This window comes from Peribacillus sp. SRI_006 (assembly GCF_057586375.1).
The window spans coordinates 31,585-48,020 of the sequence record NZ_JBYCZT010000014.1; the positions used below are offsets into that span (position 1 = coordinate 31,585).

General features: G+C 42.7%; 18 protein-coding genes. 17 read left to right on the forward strand and 1 reads right to left on the reverse strand.

Features of this window, described 5'->3' with window-relative positions; genetic code table 11:
• Positions 1-8: 8 nt before the first annotated feature.
• The 11 genes from AC2YHV_RS19995 to AC2YHV_RS20045 all read left to right on the forward strand — a co-directional run bounded on the left by AC2YHV_RS19995 (position 9) and on the right by AC2YHV_RS20045 (position 9,185).
• Entirely contained in the window at positions 9-920 is a 912-nt protein-coding gene (locus AC2YHV_RS19995) for a dihydrodipicolinate synthase family protein (protein WP_487373914.1), read from the forward strand.
• Entirely contained in the window at positions 917-1,864 is a 948-nt protein-coding gene (locus tag AC2YHV_RS20000; RefSeq protein WP_487373915.1) for a hypothetical protein, read from the forward strand. Before AC2YHV_RS19995 ends, AC2YHV_RS20000 begins: the two co-directional genes overlap by 4 nt.
• Before the next feature lie 34 nt (positions 1,865-1,898).
• Positions 1,899-2,858, forward strand: coding sequence for a C-terminal binding protein (locus AC2YHV_RS20005; RefSeq protein ID WP_487373916.1), 960 nt, complete (start codon positions 1,899-1,901; stop codon positions 2,856-2,858).
• A gap of 14 nt (positions 2,859-2,872) precedes the next feature.
• Entirely contained in the window at positions 2,873-3,736 is an 864-nt protein-coding gene (locus tag AC2YHV_RS20010) for a fumarylacetoacetate hydrolase family protein (RefSeq protein WP_487373917.1), read from the forward strand.
• Between the two features lie 21 nt (positions 3,737-3,757).
• Positions 3,758-4,714, forward strand: coding sequence for a sugar kinase (locus AC2YHV_RS20015; RefSeq protein ID WP_487373918.1), 957 nt, complete (start codon positions 3,758-3,760; stop codon positions 4,712-4,714).
• Positions 4,715-4,727: 13 nt separating this feature from the next.
• A complete protein-coding gene (locus AC2YHV_RS20020; RefSeq protein ID WP_098185453.1) occupies positions 4,728-5,360 on the forward strand; it encodes a bifunctional 4-hydroxy-2-oxoglutarate aldolase/2-dehydro-3-deoxy-phosphogluconate aldolase in 633 nt (210 codons plus the stop codon).
• A gap of 161 nt (positions 5,361-5,521) precedes the next feature.
• Positions 5,522-6,337, forward strand: coding sequence for an ATP-dependent sacrificial sulfur transferase LarE (gene larE, locus AC2YHV_RS20025; protein ID WP_430755749.1), 816 nt, complete (start codon positions 5,522-5,524; stop codon positions 6,335-6,337).
• On the forward strand, positions 6,334-7,104 hold the full coding sequence (gene larB / locus AC2YHV_RS20030; protein WP_487373919.1) for a nickel pincer cofactor biosynthesis protein LarB: 771 nt from the start codon (positions 6,334-6,336) through the stop codon (positions 7,102-7,104). The genes larE and larB overlap by 4 nt, the downstream gene beginning before the upstream one ends.
• Complete coding sequence (gene larC / locus AC2YHV_RS20035) at positions 7,085-8,077, forward strand: nickel pincer cofactor biosynthesis protein LarC (RefSeq protein WP_487373920.1); 993 nt, start codon at positions 7,085-7,087, stop codon at positions 8,075-8,077. Before larB ends, larC begins: the two co-directional genes overlap by 20 nt.
• On the forward strand, positions 8,074-8,550 hold the full coding sequence (gene larC2, locus AC2YHV_RS20040) for a nickel pincer cofactor biosynthesis protein LarC2 (protein WP_098864364.1): 477 nt from the start codon (positions 8,074-8,076) through the stop codon (positions 8,548-8,550). The genes larC and larC2 overlap by 4 nt, the downstream gene beginning before the upstream one ends.
• On the forward strand, positions 8,547-9,185 hold the full coding sequence (locus AC2YHV_RS20045) for an urease accessory protein UreH (protein ID WP_487373921.1): 639 nt from the start codon (positions 8,547-8,549) through the stop codon (positions 9,183-9,185). Before larC2 ends, AC2YHV_RS20045 begins: the two co-directional genes overlap by 4 nt.
• Positions 9,186-9,531: 346 nt before the next feature.
• Here AC2YHV_RS20045 and AC2YHV_RS20050 read toward each other — a convergent pair whose 3' ends face one another.
• Positions 9,532-10,449 (reverse strand): DMT family transporter, encoded by a 918-nt coding sequence (locus AC2YHV_RS20050; protein ID WP_098864366.1) that lies wholly within the window; start codon positions 10,447-10,449, stop codon positions 9,532-9,534.
• 387 nt (positions 10,450-10,836) lie between these two features.
• On the opposite strand from AC2YHV_RS20050, the gene AC2YHV_RS20055 reads away from it, so the two are divergent.
• From AC2YHV_RS20055 to AC2YHV_RS20080, 6 genes are read left to right on the forward strand one after another with little or no spacing between them, the layout of a single operon-like run.
• Positions 10,837-11,793 carry a sugar kinase gene (locus tag AC2YHV_RS20055; RefSeq protein WP_063590996.1) on the forward strand — a complete coding sequence of 319 codons (957 nt, stop codon included), beginning with the start codon at positions 10,837-10,839 and terminating at the stop codon, positions 11,791-11,793.
• A 26-nt stretch (positions 11,794-11,819) separates the two neighbouring features.
• Positions 11,820-12,830, forward strand: a complete 1,011-nt coding sequence (allD, locus tag AC2YHV_RS20060) for an ureidoglycolate dehydrogenase (protein WP_487373922.1) — start codon at positions 11,820-11,822, stop codon at positions 12,828-12,830.
• Positions 12,831-12,839: 9 nt separating this feature from the next.
• A complete protein-coding gene (locus tag AC2YHV_RS20065; protein WP_063576100.1) occupies positions 12,840-13,859 on the forward strand; it encodes a zinc-binding alcohol dehydrogenase family protein in 1,020 nt (339 codons plus the stop codon).
• A 15-nt stretch (positions 13,860-13,874) separates the two neighbouring features.
• Positions 13,875-14,495, forward strand: a complete 621-nt coding sequence (locus AC2YHV_RS20070; protein ID WP_034307107.1) for a bifunctional 2-keto-4-hydroxyglutarate aldolase/2-keto-3-deoxy-6-phosphogluconate aldolase — start codon at positions 13,875-13,877, stop codon at positions 14,493-14,495.
• A 12-nt stretch (positions 14,496-14,507) separates the two neighbouring features.
• Positions 14,508-15,584: a mannonate dehydratase gene (uxuA, locus tag AC2YHV_RS20075; RefSeq protein WP_487373923.1), complete on the forward strand. Its 1,077-nt coding sequence runs from the start codon at positions 14,508-14,510 to the stop codon at positions 15,582-15,584.
• The gene (locus tag AC2YHV_RS20080) at positions 15,581-16,417 is read left to right on the forward strand and encodes an SDR family oxidoreductase (RefSeq protein WP_057277500.1); all 837 of its coding nucleotides are present in this window, start codon (positions 15,581-15,583) and stop codon (positions 16,415-16,417) included. The genes uxuA and AC2YHV_RS20080 overlap by 4 nt, the downstream gene beginning before the upstream one ends.
• The last annotated feature ends 19 nt before the right edge of the window (positions 16,418-16,436 follow it).

Genomic DNA, 16,436 nt, shown 5'->3' on the forward strand with positions numbered 1-16,436 from the left:
GAAAAATAATGGACTTTCATGGCATCATTCCACCGGTAGTCACCTTATTTGATGAAACGGGGAACTTGGATTTGGAGTTGAACAGAAGGTATATCGACCTATTAATCTCACGGAATATTGACGGTATTTTGTTGATGGGCAGTTCAGGTGAGTTCTCCTCACTTACAACTGAAGAAAGGAAATTATATGTACGCGAAATGTTAAAGTACATTAACGGAAGAGTGCCAGTTATGGTCGGAGTCGGGCATACCGCATTAAAAGAGGTGCAAGAACTGACTTCTTATGCAGAAAAGCATGGAGCGAACGGTGTTCTCGTAGTCAACCCATATTACTGGAAGCTGTCTGACGAGCAATTATACCGACATTTTTCCAGTGTGGCGAACCATACTAATCTGCAAGTTTTCATTTATAACATCCCGCTCTTGACAGGTCAAAACTTATCCATCGAACTGATTAAAAAATTAGCCGAAGATCATTCAAACATTGCAGGTATTAAAGAGACGGTCAGTGATTTCGGCCACCTTCGTCAAGTGCTGGCTGAAGTGAAGAAAGTTCGCAGTGATTTCAAAGTCTTCTCCGCTTTTGACGAGCATTTGCTTCCGGCCCAAATGATTGGAGCAGCGGGAAGCATTAATGGAAGCGCGGTCTTTGCCCCGGAAATATCCGTACATTTATATGAATCGTATCATAAAGGAGATCTCGCTGAAGCCCAGAAAAATCATCAAGTGATTTCAAAACTGATGGATGTGTACAATTACGGTCCGACATTTTTTACAGCCATGAAGGAAGCTGTTCATCAGCGCTGGTTTGACGTTGCTGCTGGTCACCGTGCCCCATGCGATGTATACCCTGCTGATTTGAGTGACAAAGTAGCTGCTCTCTTAAAAAATATAGATATGAAAGAAGGCGTCCAAAAATGAAAGAATCACGCGACTTGCTCGAAACGTTAGGCTACCCATCTACTGATCTTAAAGAACTTCCTACATCAACGAAAACATTTCCAGACGGTGCTCAATACCGCATTGAACTGCCAAGTGTAGAAGGTCCAGCGGCCCTAAAAGAAACATTGAAAGAAATTGACCGGCTTGGTTTGACTATTCACCGGATATCCCAGGGCAGCGGCATCATGCTTCAAACGGATGAAGAAATTAAAGAAATGTGTGAAATGACAGCAGAGCGCGGTATGGAGCTCAGTTTGTTTGTCGGTCCCAGGGGTTCTTGGGATGTCAGTGCGGGGCCGCTTACGCCAGGAGGTAAATCCCAGGGAATCCGCCATGAAGGATCGGACCAGCTTGTTTATGCCATGGAAGACTTGAAAAGAGGAGCTGCACTTGGTCTTCGCGGTGCGTTAGTCGCAGATGAAGGACTCCTACTTTTAACGAAAGAAATGAAAAAACACGGACAGCTTCCGAAAGAATTTGTTGTTAAAGTATCGGTTCAAATGGGTTCAGCCAATCCAGTATCCGTTAAATTAATGGAAGACATCGGAGCGGATACCTACAACGTACCACCTGCATTAACGCTGTCCAAACTTGCAGCGATCCGACAATCAATAAACATTCCCATTGATTTATATGTTGAAGTTCCGGATACCTTCGGAGGCTTTCTTCGCTATTATGAAATACCAGAAATTATCCGTGTATTGGCGCCAGTATACATTAAATTTGGTCTGCGCAATCATCCTGATGTATACCCTTCAGGGAAACAATGGGAAAGTACGAACATCTCACTCGCTCAAGAACGTGTACGCCGTGCCGCAATTGGCATTCAAATGATCGAACGATACTATCCTGAAGCAATAACATCGAAACTCGGTGCAGAAGGACTCGGCATTGCAAAAATTGAAAAGGCAGCAGCGAAATAGATGTCTGGTCTTACTATAAAGGAGTGGAGCCCGAATGACCTTTAAAATATTATTAACGGATTACGAATTTGAACATTTGAAATATGAAGAAGAGATTTTTCAAGAAAGCGGTCTGGAAATCAATTTCATCAAAGCGCAATGCAAAACTGAAGAGGAAGTAATGGAGCATGCAAAAGAAGCGGATGCAATTTTAAATCAATATGCTCCTATCTCAAGACGAGTCATCGAGTCGCTCGAAAACACGAAAATCATTTCCCGCTATGGTGTTGGCGTCAATACAATTGATCTCGATGCCGCTAAGGAAAAGGGGATTACTGTCGCCAATGTACCGGATTATGGCATGGAAGAAGTATCGAATCATGCATTGGCACTTTTACTTTCTTCGGCGCGGAAAGTGACACTGTTAAACAAGGAAGTGAAAAAAGGTAACTGGGACTTTAAAGTGTGTGTCCCGATTCACCGTTTTAACGAACAAACGGTTGGGGTTCTCGGCTTTGGCCGGATTCCGCGCCGTTTCATTGAAAAGGTGAAACCGCTCGGCTTTAAAACCGCTGCTTATGACCCTTTCGTATCGGCTGTAGACATGGCTGCTGTCGGGGTTCAAAAAATGGATCTCGACGAAATTATAGGCGAAGCCGATTATTTGTCGATCCATGTGCCCTTAATTGATGATACATACCACCTGATCAATGAGGAGCGCCTTAAACAGATGAAGAGTAACGCGGTCATCATTAACACGGCACGCGGACCGATAATCGATGAAAAAGCACTTTCCAATGCACTTGAAAAAGGGATCATTTCAGGTGCTGCACTTGATGTGACAGAAAATGAGCCTGTCAGCATCGATAGCCCGCTACTCACAATGGACAATGTCATCATTACGCCTCACAGCGCCTGGTATTCTGAGGAAGCGATGGTTGAACTTCGTCAAAAAGCAGCAAGAAATATCGTTCAGGTCTTAAAAGGGGAAAAAACACCATACGCATTAACCTAAGAAAGGGGAAAAAAATGAAAATAGCGACTTTTTCCGTGCAATCCGAACAGCACATCGGTCTAGTTCAAGATGATCAAATAATTAGTTTAACGGCTCTCTGTCCAGAGGAATTTCCTGCATGCATGAAAAGATTTATAGAACGAAGCAGCGAGTTGCGCACACGTGCTGAACACTTAATCGAGCAACGGATAAATGAGGATGCAATATTCAAAACGTCAGATGTGAAAATCCTGCCGCCAATCGCAAAGCCGGATAAAATCATTTGCGTAGGACTTAACTATTTTGATCATTGTAAGGAAACGGGGATGGAGCCGCCTGCTTCGCCAGTCATTTTTTCAAAATATTCGAATGCGATTACAGGTCATAATGATCCGATTGAAATCCCGATTAATTCAATAGAGGTCGACTTTGAAGCAGAGCTTGCTTTTGTCATTGGAAAAGAAGCGAAACGTGTGTCAGAAGAAGAGGCGGATGACTACGTCTTTGGCTACACGATTATGAATGATATCAGCGCCCGAGATTTGCAATTTCAGGACGGTCAGTGGTCAAGAGGCAAAACGGCGGACACATTTGCTCCATTTGGTCCTGTTATCGTTACAAAAGATGAAGTGGGTGATCCTCACAATCTAGCGATTTCGCTTGAATTAAACGGTGAAATTATGCAGGATTCAAATACAAGCAACCTAATTTTTACGGTTCCGAAAATCATTTCATTTTTATCACAGTCCATGACACTAATGCCAGGTGATTTGATTGCAACTGGCACGCCACCAGGAGTTGGAATGGGAAGGAATCCAAAAATCTGGTTGAAAAACGGTGACCGGATGAACGTCAGCATTGAGAAGATCGGTACGCTTTCTAATCACGTAATAGCATGACAAGAGAAAGAAGATGATGACATGGATGTTGTAACCATCGGAGAAACGATGACAGTGTTTACCCCGAATGAAGAAGGTCCGCTTCGCCACGCCAGATCTTTTTCGATGAAGTTTGCCGGTGCGGAATCCAATGTCGCGATCGGGTTAAGCCGACTCGGTCATAGCTCACGCTGGATTAGCCGTCTCGGTGATGACGAATTTGGCAATGCCATGCAATCGTTCATTCGCGGAGAAGGCGTTGATGTCTCTTATGTAACAAGAGACCCTGATGCGCCTACCGGGGTCTTTTTTAAAGAATTCAGACGGCTGAATGATACCCGGGTTTATTATTACCGGAAAGATTCGGCAGCTAGTAAAATGACCGCGGAATTACTAACTGATCTTGCCATCCAAGATGCCGCTTATCTCCATATTACGGGGATTACCCCTGCACTAGGGAATTCTTGTCAGTCGCTCTTGGATAAAGCGGTCCGCATTGCTAAAGAAAACGGAACAAAAATCGTCTTCGATCCGAATATTCGTTTGAAAATATGGGGTGATGAAAATGAAGCACGTCACATCATAACAAAGTACGCCTCGAAAAGTGATATCGTCATGCCTGGGGTGGCCGAAGCCGAATTTTTATTCGGCTCCCATACTCCGGAGAAATTTGCCGATCATTTTCATGAACTCGGTGTCGAAACAGTTTTACTTAAATTGGGCAAAGAAGGCTCTTTGATTTCAGCTCCGTCTGTACCGAAAACATACATTCCTGGATTCTATGTGGAACGGGTCGTGGATCCCATCGGTGCTGGGGATGCTTTTGCATCCGGTGTACTTTCAGGACTGCTTGATGGACTGCCGCTAGATGAAGCTGCAAGGCGTGGAAATGCCATGGGAGCAATGGCAACGATGGTAAATGGCGATGTTGAGGGTTTGCCGGCCCGTGCCGACCTCGCTTTGTTCATGAGTGGCGGCACAGAGGATGTAACGAGGTAGAAAGGTGGAAAAAATGACTAAACTTGAAGAACTTAAACATGGGAAGCTGGTCGGCGTCATCCGCGGTGCACGCCCCAATCAAATTATACCAATCGCCCGGGCCCTGAAAGAGGGCGGCATCCGAACGCTAGAAATAACAGTGGAAACACCCAAAGTGTGCCATTTGATCGAAAAAGTGAAAGAGGAGTTCGGTGATGATATCATAGCGGGTGCCGGTACAGTATTGGATCCTGAAACGGCCCGTGCGGTCATCATGGCAGGGGCTGAATTTATCTTTTCTCCAACCGTCAATGTCCAAACGATTAAACTGGCGAAGCGCTATGGCGTTATTAGCATCCCTGGTGCGCTCACACCAACCGAAATATTGACTGCTTACGAGCATGGAGCTGACATTATCAAAGTTTTCCCGGCAGATGCACTAGGGGTTAGCTACTTTAAAAATCTTAAAGGACCGCTTCCTCATATTCCCCTTATGCCAACAGGCGGGGTCAACCTTGACAACCTCGCGTCATTTTTTAAGGCAGGGGCCATCGCGGCGGGAGTAGGCGGTTCATTGATCAATCCTGCGAAATTGATTACAGGTGAAGATTACACCAGGCTGACAGAAACGGCAAAAAAATTCTCGGCTATCGTACAAAAAAGCTAAAGCCGTCCAGCGCTTATATGAATATCATTTCAATAAGCGCTGGGAATGAAAGTACGACTGCTTTATTTCCTCCTTTTCAATTTTTTTGTAATCCATCAAGGGTGTGATAATGCTGGTGGGCAGTGGATAAATTCAGATAAACCAGAAAGGGGAAAAGTGATATGTTACTAGAAAAGTACAGAAATCTGCAGGATATTCTTCAAAAAATGGAGTCGGTTGTGGTCGCTTTTTCAGGAGGGGTGGACAGCACGTTTTTGTTAAAAGTCGCTATTGATACTCTGGGTTATGATAATGTGTTAGCCGTTACAGCGGATTCGGAAACCTATCCATCGAGTGAGTTGAAAGAAGCCATTATGCTATCAAAATGGATTGGTGCCAACCATCGTGTCATTCAAACTTCGGAGTTGGCCATTCCTGGATATAAAGAAAACAATCAGAATCGCTGTTACTTTTGTAAAAGTAGTTTATTTGACCACCTGCTTCCTATTCTTGAAGAATATGAATTTAATAATATTATTTATGGAGTTATCGCTGACGATGCTAACGAATTTCGTCCAGGCATGAAAGCAGCTAAAGAAAAAGGAATCAGGGGACCTCTTCTAGAAGCCGATTTATTCAAAGAAGAAATAAGAGTATTGTCCAAGCAAGCCGAATTGCCAACCTGGGATAAACCGTCATTTGCTTGCCTATCCTCACGAATAGCATATGGCGATATCATTACGAAGGAAAAATTGACCAAAGTTGATAAATCAGAGGCTTACATAAAATCACTGGATATTCATCAGGTAAGAGTAAGGACGCATGAGGATACTGCCCGAATTGAAGTTGAACCCGATGATATGCCAAGAGTGCTTCAATACCATGCGGCGATCACGAAACGGCTGAAGCAATTTGGTTATAAGTATGTATCAATGGATCTCACGGGCTATACAAGCGGAAGTATGAATATGGCGCTTAAAAAGGAAGAGATGTCATGATTGACGATATTTTGGAGCAGGTTCAAAAGGGTTCATTGACAGTTGCGGAAGCCAAGGGAAAACTTGCATCCTATGAAAATTTAGGGTTTGTAAAAATCGATCATCATCGGAAAAGGAGACAAGGCTTTCCCGAAATTGTGTTTGGGGAAGGGAAAACAGCTGAACAAATTTTAACGATTGTCCAATCACTGCGGACAAGGAATGATTCCGTGCTTGTGACTCGTATTTCTCGGGAAAAAGCGGTATTTGTACAAAAAGAATGTAATGATTTTGAGTATAACGAGATTGCACGGACACTTGCTTGGGTTAGAGAAAAGCCGAAATCCGTTGATTCATATATTGCAATTGTATGCGCCGGGACATCAGATTTGTCTGTTGCTGAAGAAGCAGCCGTGACGGCCGAAACTCTAGGTATTCCTGTCAGGCGTATATACGATGTTGGCGTTGCTGGGCTTCATCGCCTCCTTGACAATATAGACGAAATAAGGGGTGCTACCGTATCAGTTTGTGTCGCGGGAATGGAAGGGGCACTTCCAAGTGTGTTAGGAGGCCTTGTCACGAATCCAATTATTGCTGTGCCGACAAGTATTGGTTACGGTGCTAATTTTAACGGTTTATCGGCCCTTTTATCAATGCTCAATTCATGCGCATCTGGTGTAAGTGTGGTGAACATCGATAATGGCTTTGGTGCAGCCTACAATGCAGCGATTATATACAAGCTTGTACATAAAAAGGAGGTCAATTGTGATGAGGACTTTATATTTTGACTGCTTTTCCGGCATAAGCGGAGATATGGTTATTGGTGCGTTGATTGATGCAGGTGCAGACCCTGTACAAATGGAAGAAGAGTTAAAAAAGTTGAACATGGATGAAGAATATAATCTGTCATGGGGGAAGGTCGTCAAAAATGGCATTACGAGTACTAAATTTGATGTCATTCTTACCAGTAAATCAGACCAAACACATGAACATAGCCACAGCCATGAACACGAGCACAGTCATGGACACAGTCACAGTCATGAACACGAGCACAGACATGGACACAGTAACAGTCATGAACCTGAGCACAGTCATGGACACAGTCACAGTCATGGACAAGATCACAGTCATGGACACAGTAACAGTCATGGACAAGATCACAGTCATGGTCACAGTCACAGTCATGAACACGAGCACAGTCTTGGACATGAACACAACCATAGCCATGTACCTCACAGCCATCCCGGCAGCCGTACCTACAAACAAATTGTAGAAGTTATCAATGAGGCGAACTTTATTGAATCGGTAGCTAACATGTCACTCGCCATTTTTAAGAAGATTGGTGAAGCGGAAGGGCATATACACGGGCTTCCACTGGAAAAAGTACACTTTCATGAAGTAGGGGCGGTAGACTCGATAATAGATATAATCGGGGCTGCAATTTTAATCGATCAGCTAGGTATTGAATCAGTTCAGTCATCAGCCATTCCAACGGGATCTGGACATATACATATTGATCACGGAATATATCCTGTTCCTGCACCTGCCACTCTTGAAATATTAAAGGGGGTACCGATTGCCTCAAACGATATTCGTTCTGAATTAGCAACGCCGACCGGTGCTGCCATCGCTGCGGTTTTAGCTGGAAATTTCGGCTCGCTTCCACCCATGACTGTCGAATCGATTGGCTATGGTGCGGGCACAAAAACATTCGAAAATCATCCGAACGTCCTTCGAGTTATCATAGGGGAGACTCAATGAACCGCCCGCCTGATCATGAGCATCTTGATGAACAAATGGTGAAAATGGAAGTGAATCTAGATGATATTTCCGGTGAATGGCTGGGGCATGTAATGGATTTGTTGTTCGAATCAGGAGCAAATGATGTATTTTATACGCCAATCTATATGAAAAAAAATCGACCGGGAGTGTTATTGCAGCTTCTTTGTTCACAGCAGGTGATTTCGAAAATGAAGAAGATATTATTTGCTGAAACGACGACTCTCGGGATACGCTACTATCCACTTACCGTGCACAGGCTCGAACGATCATTTTTACATGTACATACACAATGGGGAAAAGTGACGATGAAGAGGGGTATTCATGAGGGATTGACCTTGCAGCAGGCACCTGAATATGAAGATTGCCGTAAAATTGCCTTACAGAACAATATACCTCTTAAAAGGGTGTATGAAGAAGTTTGGAAGTGTCTCGGGGAGGTCAAAGAGAAATGAGTTTGGTGTCGATTCTTACATTAGGATTCCTATTGGGGATAAAGCATTCGTTAGAACCGGATCATGTTATTGCCGTAGCAACGACGGCAGGAAACACGAAAAAATTATCCCGTTCCACTCTAACGGGGGTGTATTGGGGGATAGGCCATACAAGTACGCTGTTTCTTATAGGTGTGCTATTCATTTGGATGAAGGGGGAAATTCCAGAGTCGTTAAGCATGACACTGGAATTCGGCGTTGGCATTATGCTTGTTATGCTAGGGGCGAGAAGTTTATTTAAAGCACGCCCTGATATTAAGAACGAGAAAGATAGATTTCGTCCTTATTTGGTGTCTGCTTTAATTGGTTTCGTCCATGGTCTCGCTGGCAGTGCCGCAATGGTCATTTTAACGATGTCGACCGTAACCGGTATTGGCGAAGGATCTATCTATATCATTATATTTGGTGCAGGGACAATTATTGGCATGCTGTGCTTTACTACCATTCTAGGCATACCGTTTGCTTTGAATGGGAAGGACATCGTTTTAAACCGAATCTTCATCAAAATGGCGGGAGCTATAAGTTTTGCATTCGGAATTTATTATATATACAAATTGGGTGTAGCAGAAGGCTTGTTTGCGCTCTGGGCTAGTTGATTTATTTTATAAGCATGATATTTGACTGTCTAAAACGAATAGTCAGTCTTTTTTATTATATAAGTTCATCAAACCAAGCTTGGTTCCTCAGAAAGAAAAGGACACAACCGACAATAAGCTTGTCTTTACTGGAACACTTCAATGGACATGTTCATGCAAATTTCCGGGTATATTGTAACAGATATGAATCTCCAATTATTATTCAGCAATTATTTGTAGTTGAAAGAAGGGAAGGACAATAAAAATAAGACCCCATGATACTGCCATTTTTATAAGAATGGCAGTGTCGTAGGATCTGTTATCATGTTACAAAGAAAGTCTCGAAATCTAAGTTCTGCTCCGGCCGTTAGGCAGATAAACGTTTATTTTTCTTTTGGAGAATCCATATTTCAATTGCACCAGAGCCAAGCAATACTCCTGAAACAATGAAGATAAGTCCGATGAAATGTGCAGGCACAAGGGCTTCATTAAGGAAAAATGCTGCCCCTAACAAAGAGAATAAGGTGTTTAAGTTAAGAAATATGGATGATTCGGCTGCGCCTACCTTACCAATGGCATAATTATAGCTCATGTGCCCGAGGGCGGTGGCAAAAATAGCGGAGAAAAAGAAAGCTCCCCAGATGGATGGCGGTGCGGTTGCCAGGGAAGATAAGCCCTCTGGTTCCTTCCATAAGCTGATAGCAAAAAGAATAAAAGACCCGATCAGCATCATGTAGCCGGTTAATAATCGTGGATCCATTGTTTTTGAGGCTTTATTAATGAGGATGAAACTCAATGCCTGTGAAAGAATGGAAAGCAAAATATCCACATCCCCAAGATTAATAGAATGAATTCCTCCGCTTCCTGCCATAACGGTAAAACTCACACCCAGGGAACCGCATATAAAGCCAAGCAGCTTGATTAACGTAGGTTTTTTTCGAAAGAAAATCATGGTCAAAATGACAGTCAATATTGGCCCCATGCCCAAAATCAATCCAGCATTCGAGGCGGAAGTCTTCGTCAATCCCTCAGCTAAAAAATAATGATGAAAAACGACACTCAAAAGTGCTCCTCCAAAAACGTAAAAAAGTTCACTTTTTTTAGGAAGGCGTATTAGTCCAAAGAAGAAAAGGATAATAATGACGATAAGAGAAGCAGTAAAAATTCTCATAGATGTTATCGTTACGGGCTGCGTATGCGCAACTAAAATTTTAATAACTGAGACATTTAACCCCCATGTAATCATTATTCCGGTAAGTAAGATGTATATTTTCAAAAAACTCATTCCAAACAACCTTTCAAACTTATTTAACAATTGATATATTATACAACTTTCTCCCAAATTAATAGCAAAGAGTAAATTTGATCGAAAAAAATCTGAAACTGTCAATCATTTAAAGATGAAACAGTTCTTGTTCATTTTCCATAATAAGGTTTATTTATCGTAAATTTAGCTGAAATATCATATGAAATAGTATCGAATAAAAATAAAATTACAAATTATCAAACTTTTCTATTGTTTTTGATAGGGTTTTCATTTACAATTTCCTTATGATTTACCAAACCGGTTTAGTAATTAACTAAATCGATTTAGCTAATAAGCATAATGAAAGTGATATGATCAAATGTTTTTGTTTCCATTTGTGAATGTTCGCAAGAAGGAGGTACTGAATTGTCATCAAAATATGGTGTTTTAACGCTGGGCGACGCCATGATCACGCTAAATCCGGAAGAGACAGGACCTTTAAGATTCGTTAACCGTTTTGAGCGAAAAGTAGGAGGCGCTGAACTGAATTTTGCGATTGGCTGTGCAAGGCTAGGTTTGCGGTCAAAATGGATAAGCCGTTTAGGCAAGGATGAGTTCGGTAAAGTTATTTATAATTTCGCTCGTGGGGAAGGCGTGGACATGAGTGATGTGGCCTATGTAAATGGATATCCAACATCTCTTAACTTTAAAGAGATTCGGGAAGATGGTTCCGGAAAGACATTTTATTACCGCTATCAATCTCCCATTTTAACTTTAAAGCCTGGAGATATAACAGAGAAGATGTTTGAAGGGATTGATATAGTCCACCTTACTGGAGTATTTTTGGCTATAGATCCGAAAAATGTCAACATTGCCAAGAGGGTAATGGAAATTGCAAAACAAAAAAATATACCTGTTTCTTTTGATCCGAATATCCGCTTAAAGCTATGGTCCATCGAGGAAGCAAGGTCAGTTTACTATGATATTTTTCCATATGTTGATATTTTGCTTACAGGTTTAGATGAAATAAGATTGATCATCGGTACTGACTCAAAAGAATCTTTGGCTGAATTCGCGAAGGTGAATGCTATTGATCAGCTTGTCATTAAGGACGGGAAACAAGGTTCAAAACTATATACCAAAAGTGAATGGCATGAAAAAGAAGCTTTCCCTGTAATACCTGTAGATACAGTTGGTGCGGGAGATGGTTATGATGCCGGTTATATTTACGGATACCTTAATGGTTTATCAATTGATGAAAGATTGGCATTCGCAAATGGTGTAGGAGCTCTTGTCACCACTGTTGCAGGGGACAATGAAGGATTACCATATTTGGATGAAGTAATGCCTTTCATACAGAATGAGATTGTAATAGAAAGATAGTAGGCTGAAAGAAATGGGGAGAGAAAATGGCAACAGTAACGATACAAGCCGAGGAAGCAAAACGATTAGTTATACAGCAGCTGACCAAAGTGGGTTTGAATGAAGAAACTGCCGGGAAAATTGCGGAAGTATTGGTTCATGCTGATCTCAGAAATGTCAATTCCCATGGTGTTTTGCGAACAGAGCATTATGTGAACCGTTTACAGGCAGGGGGTATAAATCCCAAAGCCCAGATTTCCTTCCAAAAGACAGGGCCCGTTACCGGTGTAGTTGATGGAGATGATGGATTTGGGCATGTGATCAGCGACGTGGCCATGGACCATGCAATCGATATGGCGAGAGAAAATGGCGTGGGCATGGTGACTGTTTTTAATAGCAGCCATTGCGGAGCACTAAGTTATTTCGTTCAAAAAGCCGCTGATGCAAAGTTGATTGGCATCGCGATGTCACATACCGATAAAATTGTGGTCCCGTTCGGGGGAAAAACATCATTTCTTGGTACCAACCCAATCGCTTACGGAGTTCCTGCCAAAACGAAGAAACCCTATATTCTTGATATGGCTACATCCAATGTTGCATGGGGGAAAATTCTCCAGGCACGCGAAGAAGGAAAGGAAATCCCTGAAGGATGGGGTGTCGATGAACATGGAGCTGCAGTCACGGATCCGAATAAAGTCGTTTCCCTTTCCACTTTCGGAGGCCCGAAAGGCTATGGTCTATCGGTAATTGTAGATGTGTTTTCTGGATTAATGGCCGGTGCGGCATTTGGCCCGCACATTGGGAAAATGTATGACGATCTTGATAAGAAACGGAAGCTGGGGCATTATTTTTGTGTAATTAATCCTTCATTCTTTACTGATACTGATATATTTTTAGAGCAAATGGATCAAATGATTGAAGAGCTGAAACAGGTTGAACCTGCTCCAGGGTTCGATCGCGTATATGTACCGGGTGAGATTGAACAAATCAATGAAGAAAAAAACCTGAAACATGGTATTACGATAGCATCAAGTGTATATGAATTTCTTACAAAGTAGGTGGGAGAAATGAAAGCGGTTCAAGTACGGAAAGCTCATGAACTTATCATACAAGAAGTGGAAAAACCACGGATTTCGAACTCGACGGATGTCCTTGTAAAAGTAAAAAGAGTCGGGATTTGTGGATCGGATATGCATATTTACCATGGTACGAATCCTCTTGCTACGCTACCGCGAGTCGTCGGGCATGAAGTAGCGGGAGAAGTTGTGGAGATTGGACAAGGCGTCGTGGGCATAAAAGTTGGGGACCATGTTGTTATTGAGCCCATCAGTTACTGCGGGAAGTGTTACGCCTGCCGCAAAGGCCGCCAAAATGTTTGTGAAAAACTGTCCGTTTTTGGCGTACATGAAGATGGTGGTATGAGAGAATGGTTCGTCCTTCCCGAGAAACAATTACATGTTGTGGATTCCGCGTTGGCTTGGGAAGAAATAGTATTGGCTGAGCCATATACAATCGGAGCACAGGCCGTTTGGAGAGGTGAAGTGGAGGAAGGGGAAACAGTGCTTATCCAGGGAGCTGGGCCTATTGGGATTTGCATATTAAAGATGGCAAAGCTTCAAGGAGCATCAGTGATGATCACGGATTTAAGTGAGGAACGTTTGGAATTCGCTAAAGAAAGCGGCGCTGATATCATTGTCCATGCGGGAAAAGAAGATGTTCAAAAACGAGTGGAAGAATGGACGAATGGAGAAGGTGCCAACGTGGTCATTGATGCAGTATGCTTGCCGATGACATTTGAATTGTCCTTTGATGTCGTATCAACGGCGGGCCGGATTGTCGTACTCGGTTTTGATGAACGGCCTGCATCAGTTTCCCAACTGCCAATCACTAAAAAGGAAGTCTCGGTTAAAGGATCTAGGTTGCAAACCAATCAGTTCCCAAAAGTAGTTACACTTTTAAATGAAGGAAAAATCAGACAAGAAGGTTTAATTACCCACACATTTTCGCTGGATGATATCCAGGAAGCATTTAATTTTGTGGAAAATCATCCCGAACAAGTTCGAAAAGCGATCATCGTTTTTAATTAAAGGGGGGCAGGATTTATGGACAAACATTCAATCATTCATCGAATAAAGGAAACGAAAGTTGTAGCTGTTATCCGGGGACAGGATGCAAAGGAAGCGGCACAACTGTCTAAAGCAGCTGTGGAAGGCGGTGTTCGGGCAATAGAATTGACTTATACAACACCGGGAATTGAAGAAGCTTTCAATGAACTGCAGAATACGGATGCACTCTTAGGAGCAGGATCGGTACTTGATTCTGAAACGGCTCGACATGCGATTTTAGCTGGTGCCAATTTTATCGTCAGTCCCTATTTTGTCAATGGAGTAGCCGAACTTTGTAATCGATACGGCATTCCCTATATGCCTGGTTGCATGACGATCAAAGAAATGGCTACGGCAATGGAAGCAGGTTGTGATGTTTTGAAGTTATTTCCGGCAAACCACTTTGAACCTTCTTTCATCAAGTCGGTTAATGGTCCACTGCCTAATGTAAGAATCATGCCAACCGGCGGAATTAATTTGGATAACATGAAGGACTGGCTGAATGCAGGTGCGGTGGCAATCGGGATCGGCAGTGATTTGAACAAAGCCTATCAAAATGGCGGCTATGAAGCAGCAGTGGAATTAAGCGGAAAATATATGCAAAAGATTGCGGAATGACGGAGGTGCATGATGAACATTACATTTAGATGGTATGGGAAAGACAATGATACCGTTACATTGGAGCACATTAAACAGATTCCTGGTGTGAAAGGGATAGTTTGGGCACTACACCAAAAACCTGTTGGTGAGGTATGGGAAAAGGAAGAAATTAAAGAAGAAATCGAATATATCCAATCATTTGGTTTTCACACGGATGTTGTAGAAAGTGTAAATATCCATGAATCGATTAAATTGGGTAACGAAGACCGCATGATATATATTGAGAAATACAAAGAGACGATCCGAAATCTCTCGGAAGCTGGAGTGAAAGTCATTTGCTATAACTTCATGCCGATTTTTGATTGGACTCGTACGGAAATGTTCCATCCTTTGGAAGATGGCTCAACTGCCCTATTTTATGAAAAGGCGAAAGTGGATACGTTAGAACCGCAAGATTTGATTCGTACTGTGACGGAAGCTTCCGATTTAACTTTACCAGGTTGGGAACCAGAAAAGATGGATCGAATTTCTGAATTATTCGAAGCTTACAAAACTGTCGACGAAGAGCAGTTATGGGCGAATCTTGAAATATTCCTAAAAGAAATATTACCTGTTGCCGAAGCTTGCGGCATTAAAATGGCTATTCATCCGGATGATCCGCCATGGTCCATTTTTGGCTTGCCAAGAATCATCACCGGAGAATCGAGCTATGAAAAACTGATCTCGATTTCGGACTCACCGTCGAATGCATTTACCATGTGTACTGGATCGATGGGGGCAAACCCTGAAAATGATATGGTCCAAGTGGCTAAAAAGTATGCAAACCGTTCGCCTTTCTCCCATATTCGAAATGTGAAGATTTATGAAAATGGTGACTTTGTGGAAACGTCCCATCATACCCAGGATGGATCCATCAATATACAGGGCGTCGTGGAAGAATTGAATAAGCAGAATTATACTGGTTATGTCAGACCAGATCATGGCCGCCATATTTGGGGTGAAGATTGTCGCCCAGGTTACGGTTTATATGACCGAGCATTGGGAATCATGTATTTGCTCGGATTATGGGATGCATATGAAGCTGGTAAATCAGGTGGGAAATCATGATTCCCATCCATGAAAACTTATCGAATAGGGTGGCAGTGATCACTGGAGGCAGCGGTGTTTTATGTTCGAAAATGGCTGTGGAATTGGCCCGTCATGGTGTCAGGATAGCTATATTGAACAGATCGGCCGAAAAAGGGCAAGAAGTGGTCGAACTCATTGAACAAAAAGGGGGCACTGCGATATCCATAGCAGCAGACGTTTTGGATAGAGCCTCATTGGAGAATGCAAGAGGAAAAATAATAGAAGCGTTCGGAAGAGTGGATCTATTAATAAATGGAGCTGGAGGCAATCATCCTGATGCCATTACAGCTCCAGAGAAATATGGGGAAGAAGCGGAAGGGAAATCCTTTTTTGATTTAGACGAAAATGGTTTCTCCCAGGTTTTTGCCAGTAATTTCACCGGTACATTTTTGGCCAGTCAGGTTTTTGGGAAAGAGTTATTGCAAGTGGAGGCACCGGTTATCGTAAATGTATCTTCCATGAGTGCCTACGCTCCGATGACTAAAGTGCCAGCATACAGTGCGGCCAAAGCTTCGATAAATAATTTTACGATGTGGATGGCTGTACATTTTGCCGAAGCAGGTTTACGGGTGAATGCCATTGCTCCAGGATTCTTTTTGACGAAGCAAAATCGGGATCTTCTGCTTAATGAAGATGGCAGTCTGACAGCAAGGTCTAATAAAATCATTACTTCAACACCCATGAAGCGTTTTGGGCAGCCAGAAGACTTACTTGGAACGTTGCTTTGGCTCGCTGATGAATCCTACTCGGGCTTTGTCACAGGAATTACGGTACCGGTCGATGGTGGTTTCATGGCATACTCCGGCGTCTGAATTCAGCTCCTATAAAAAG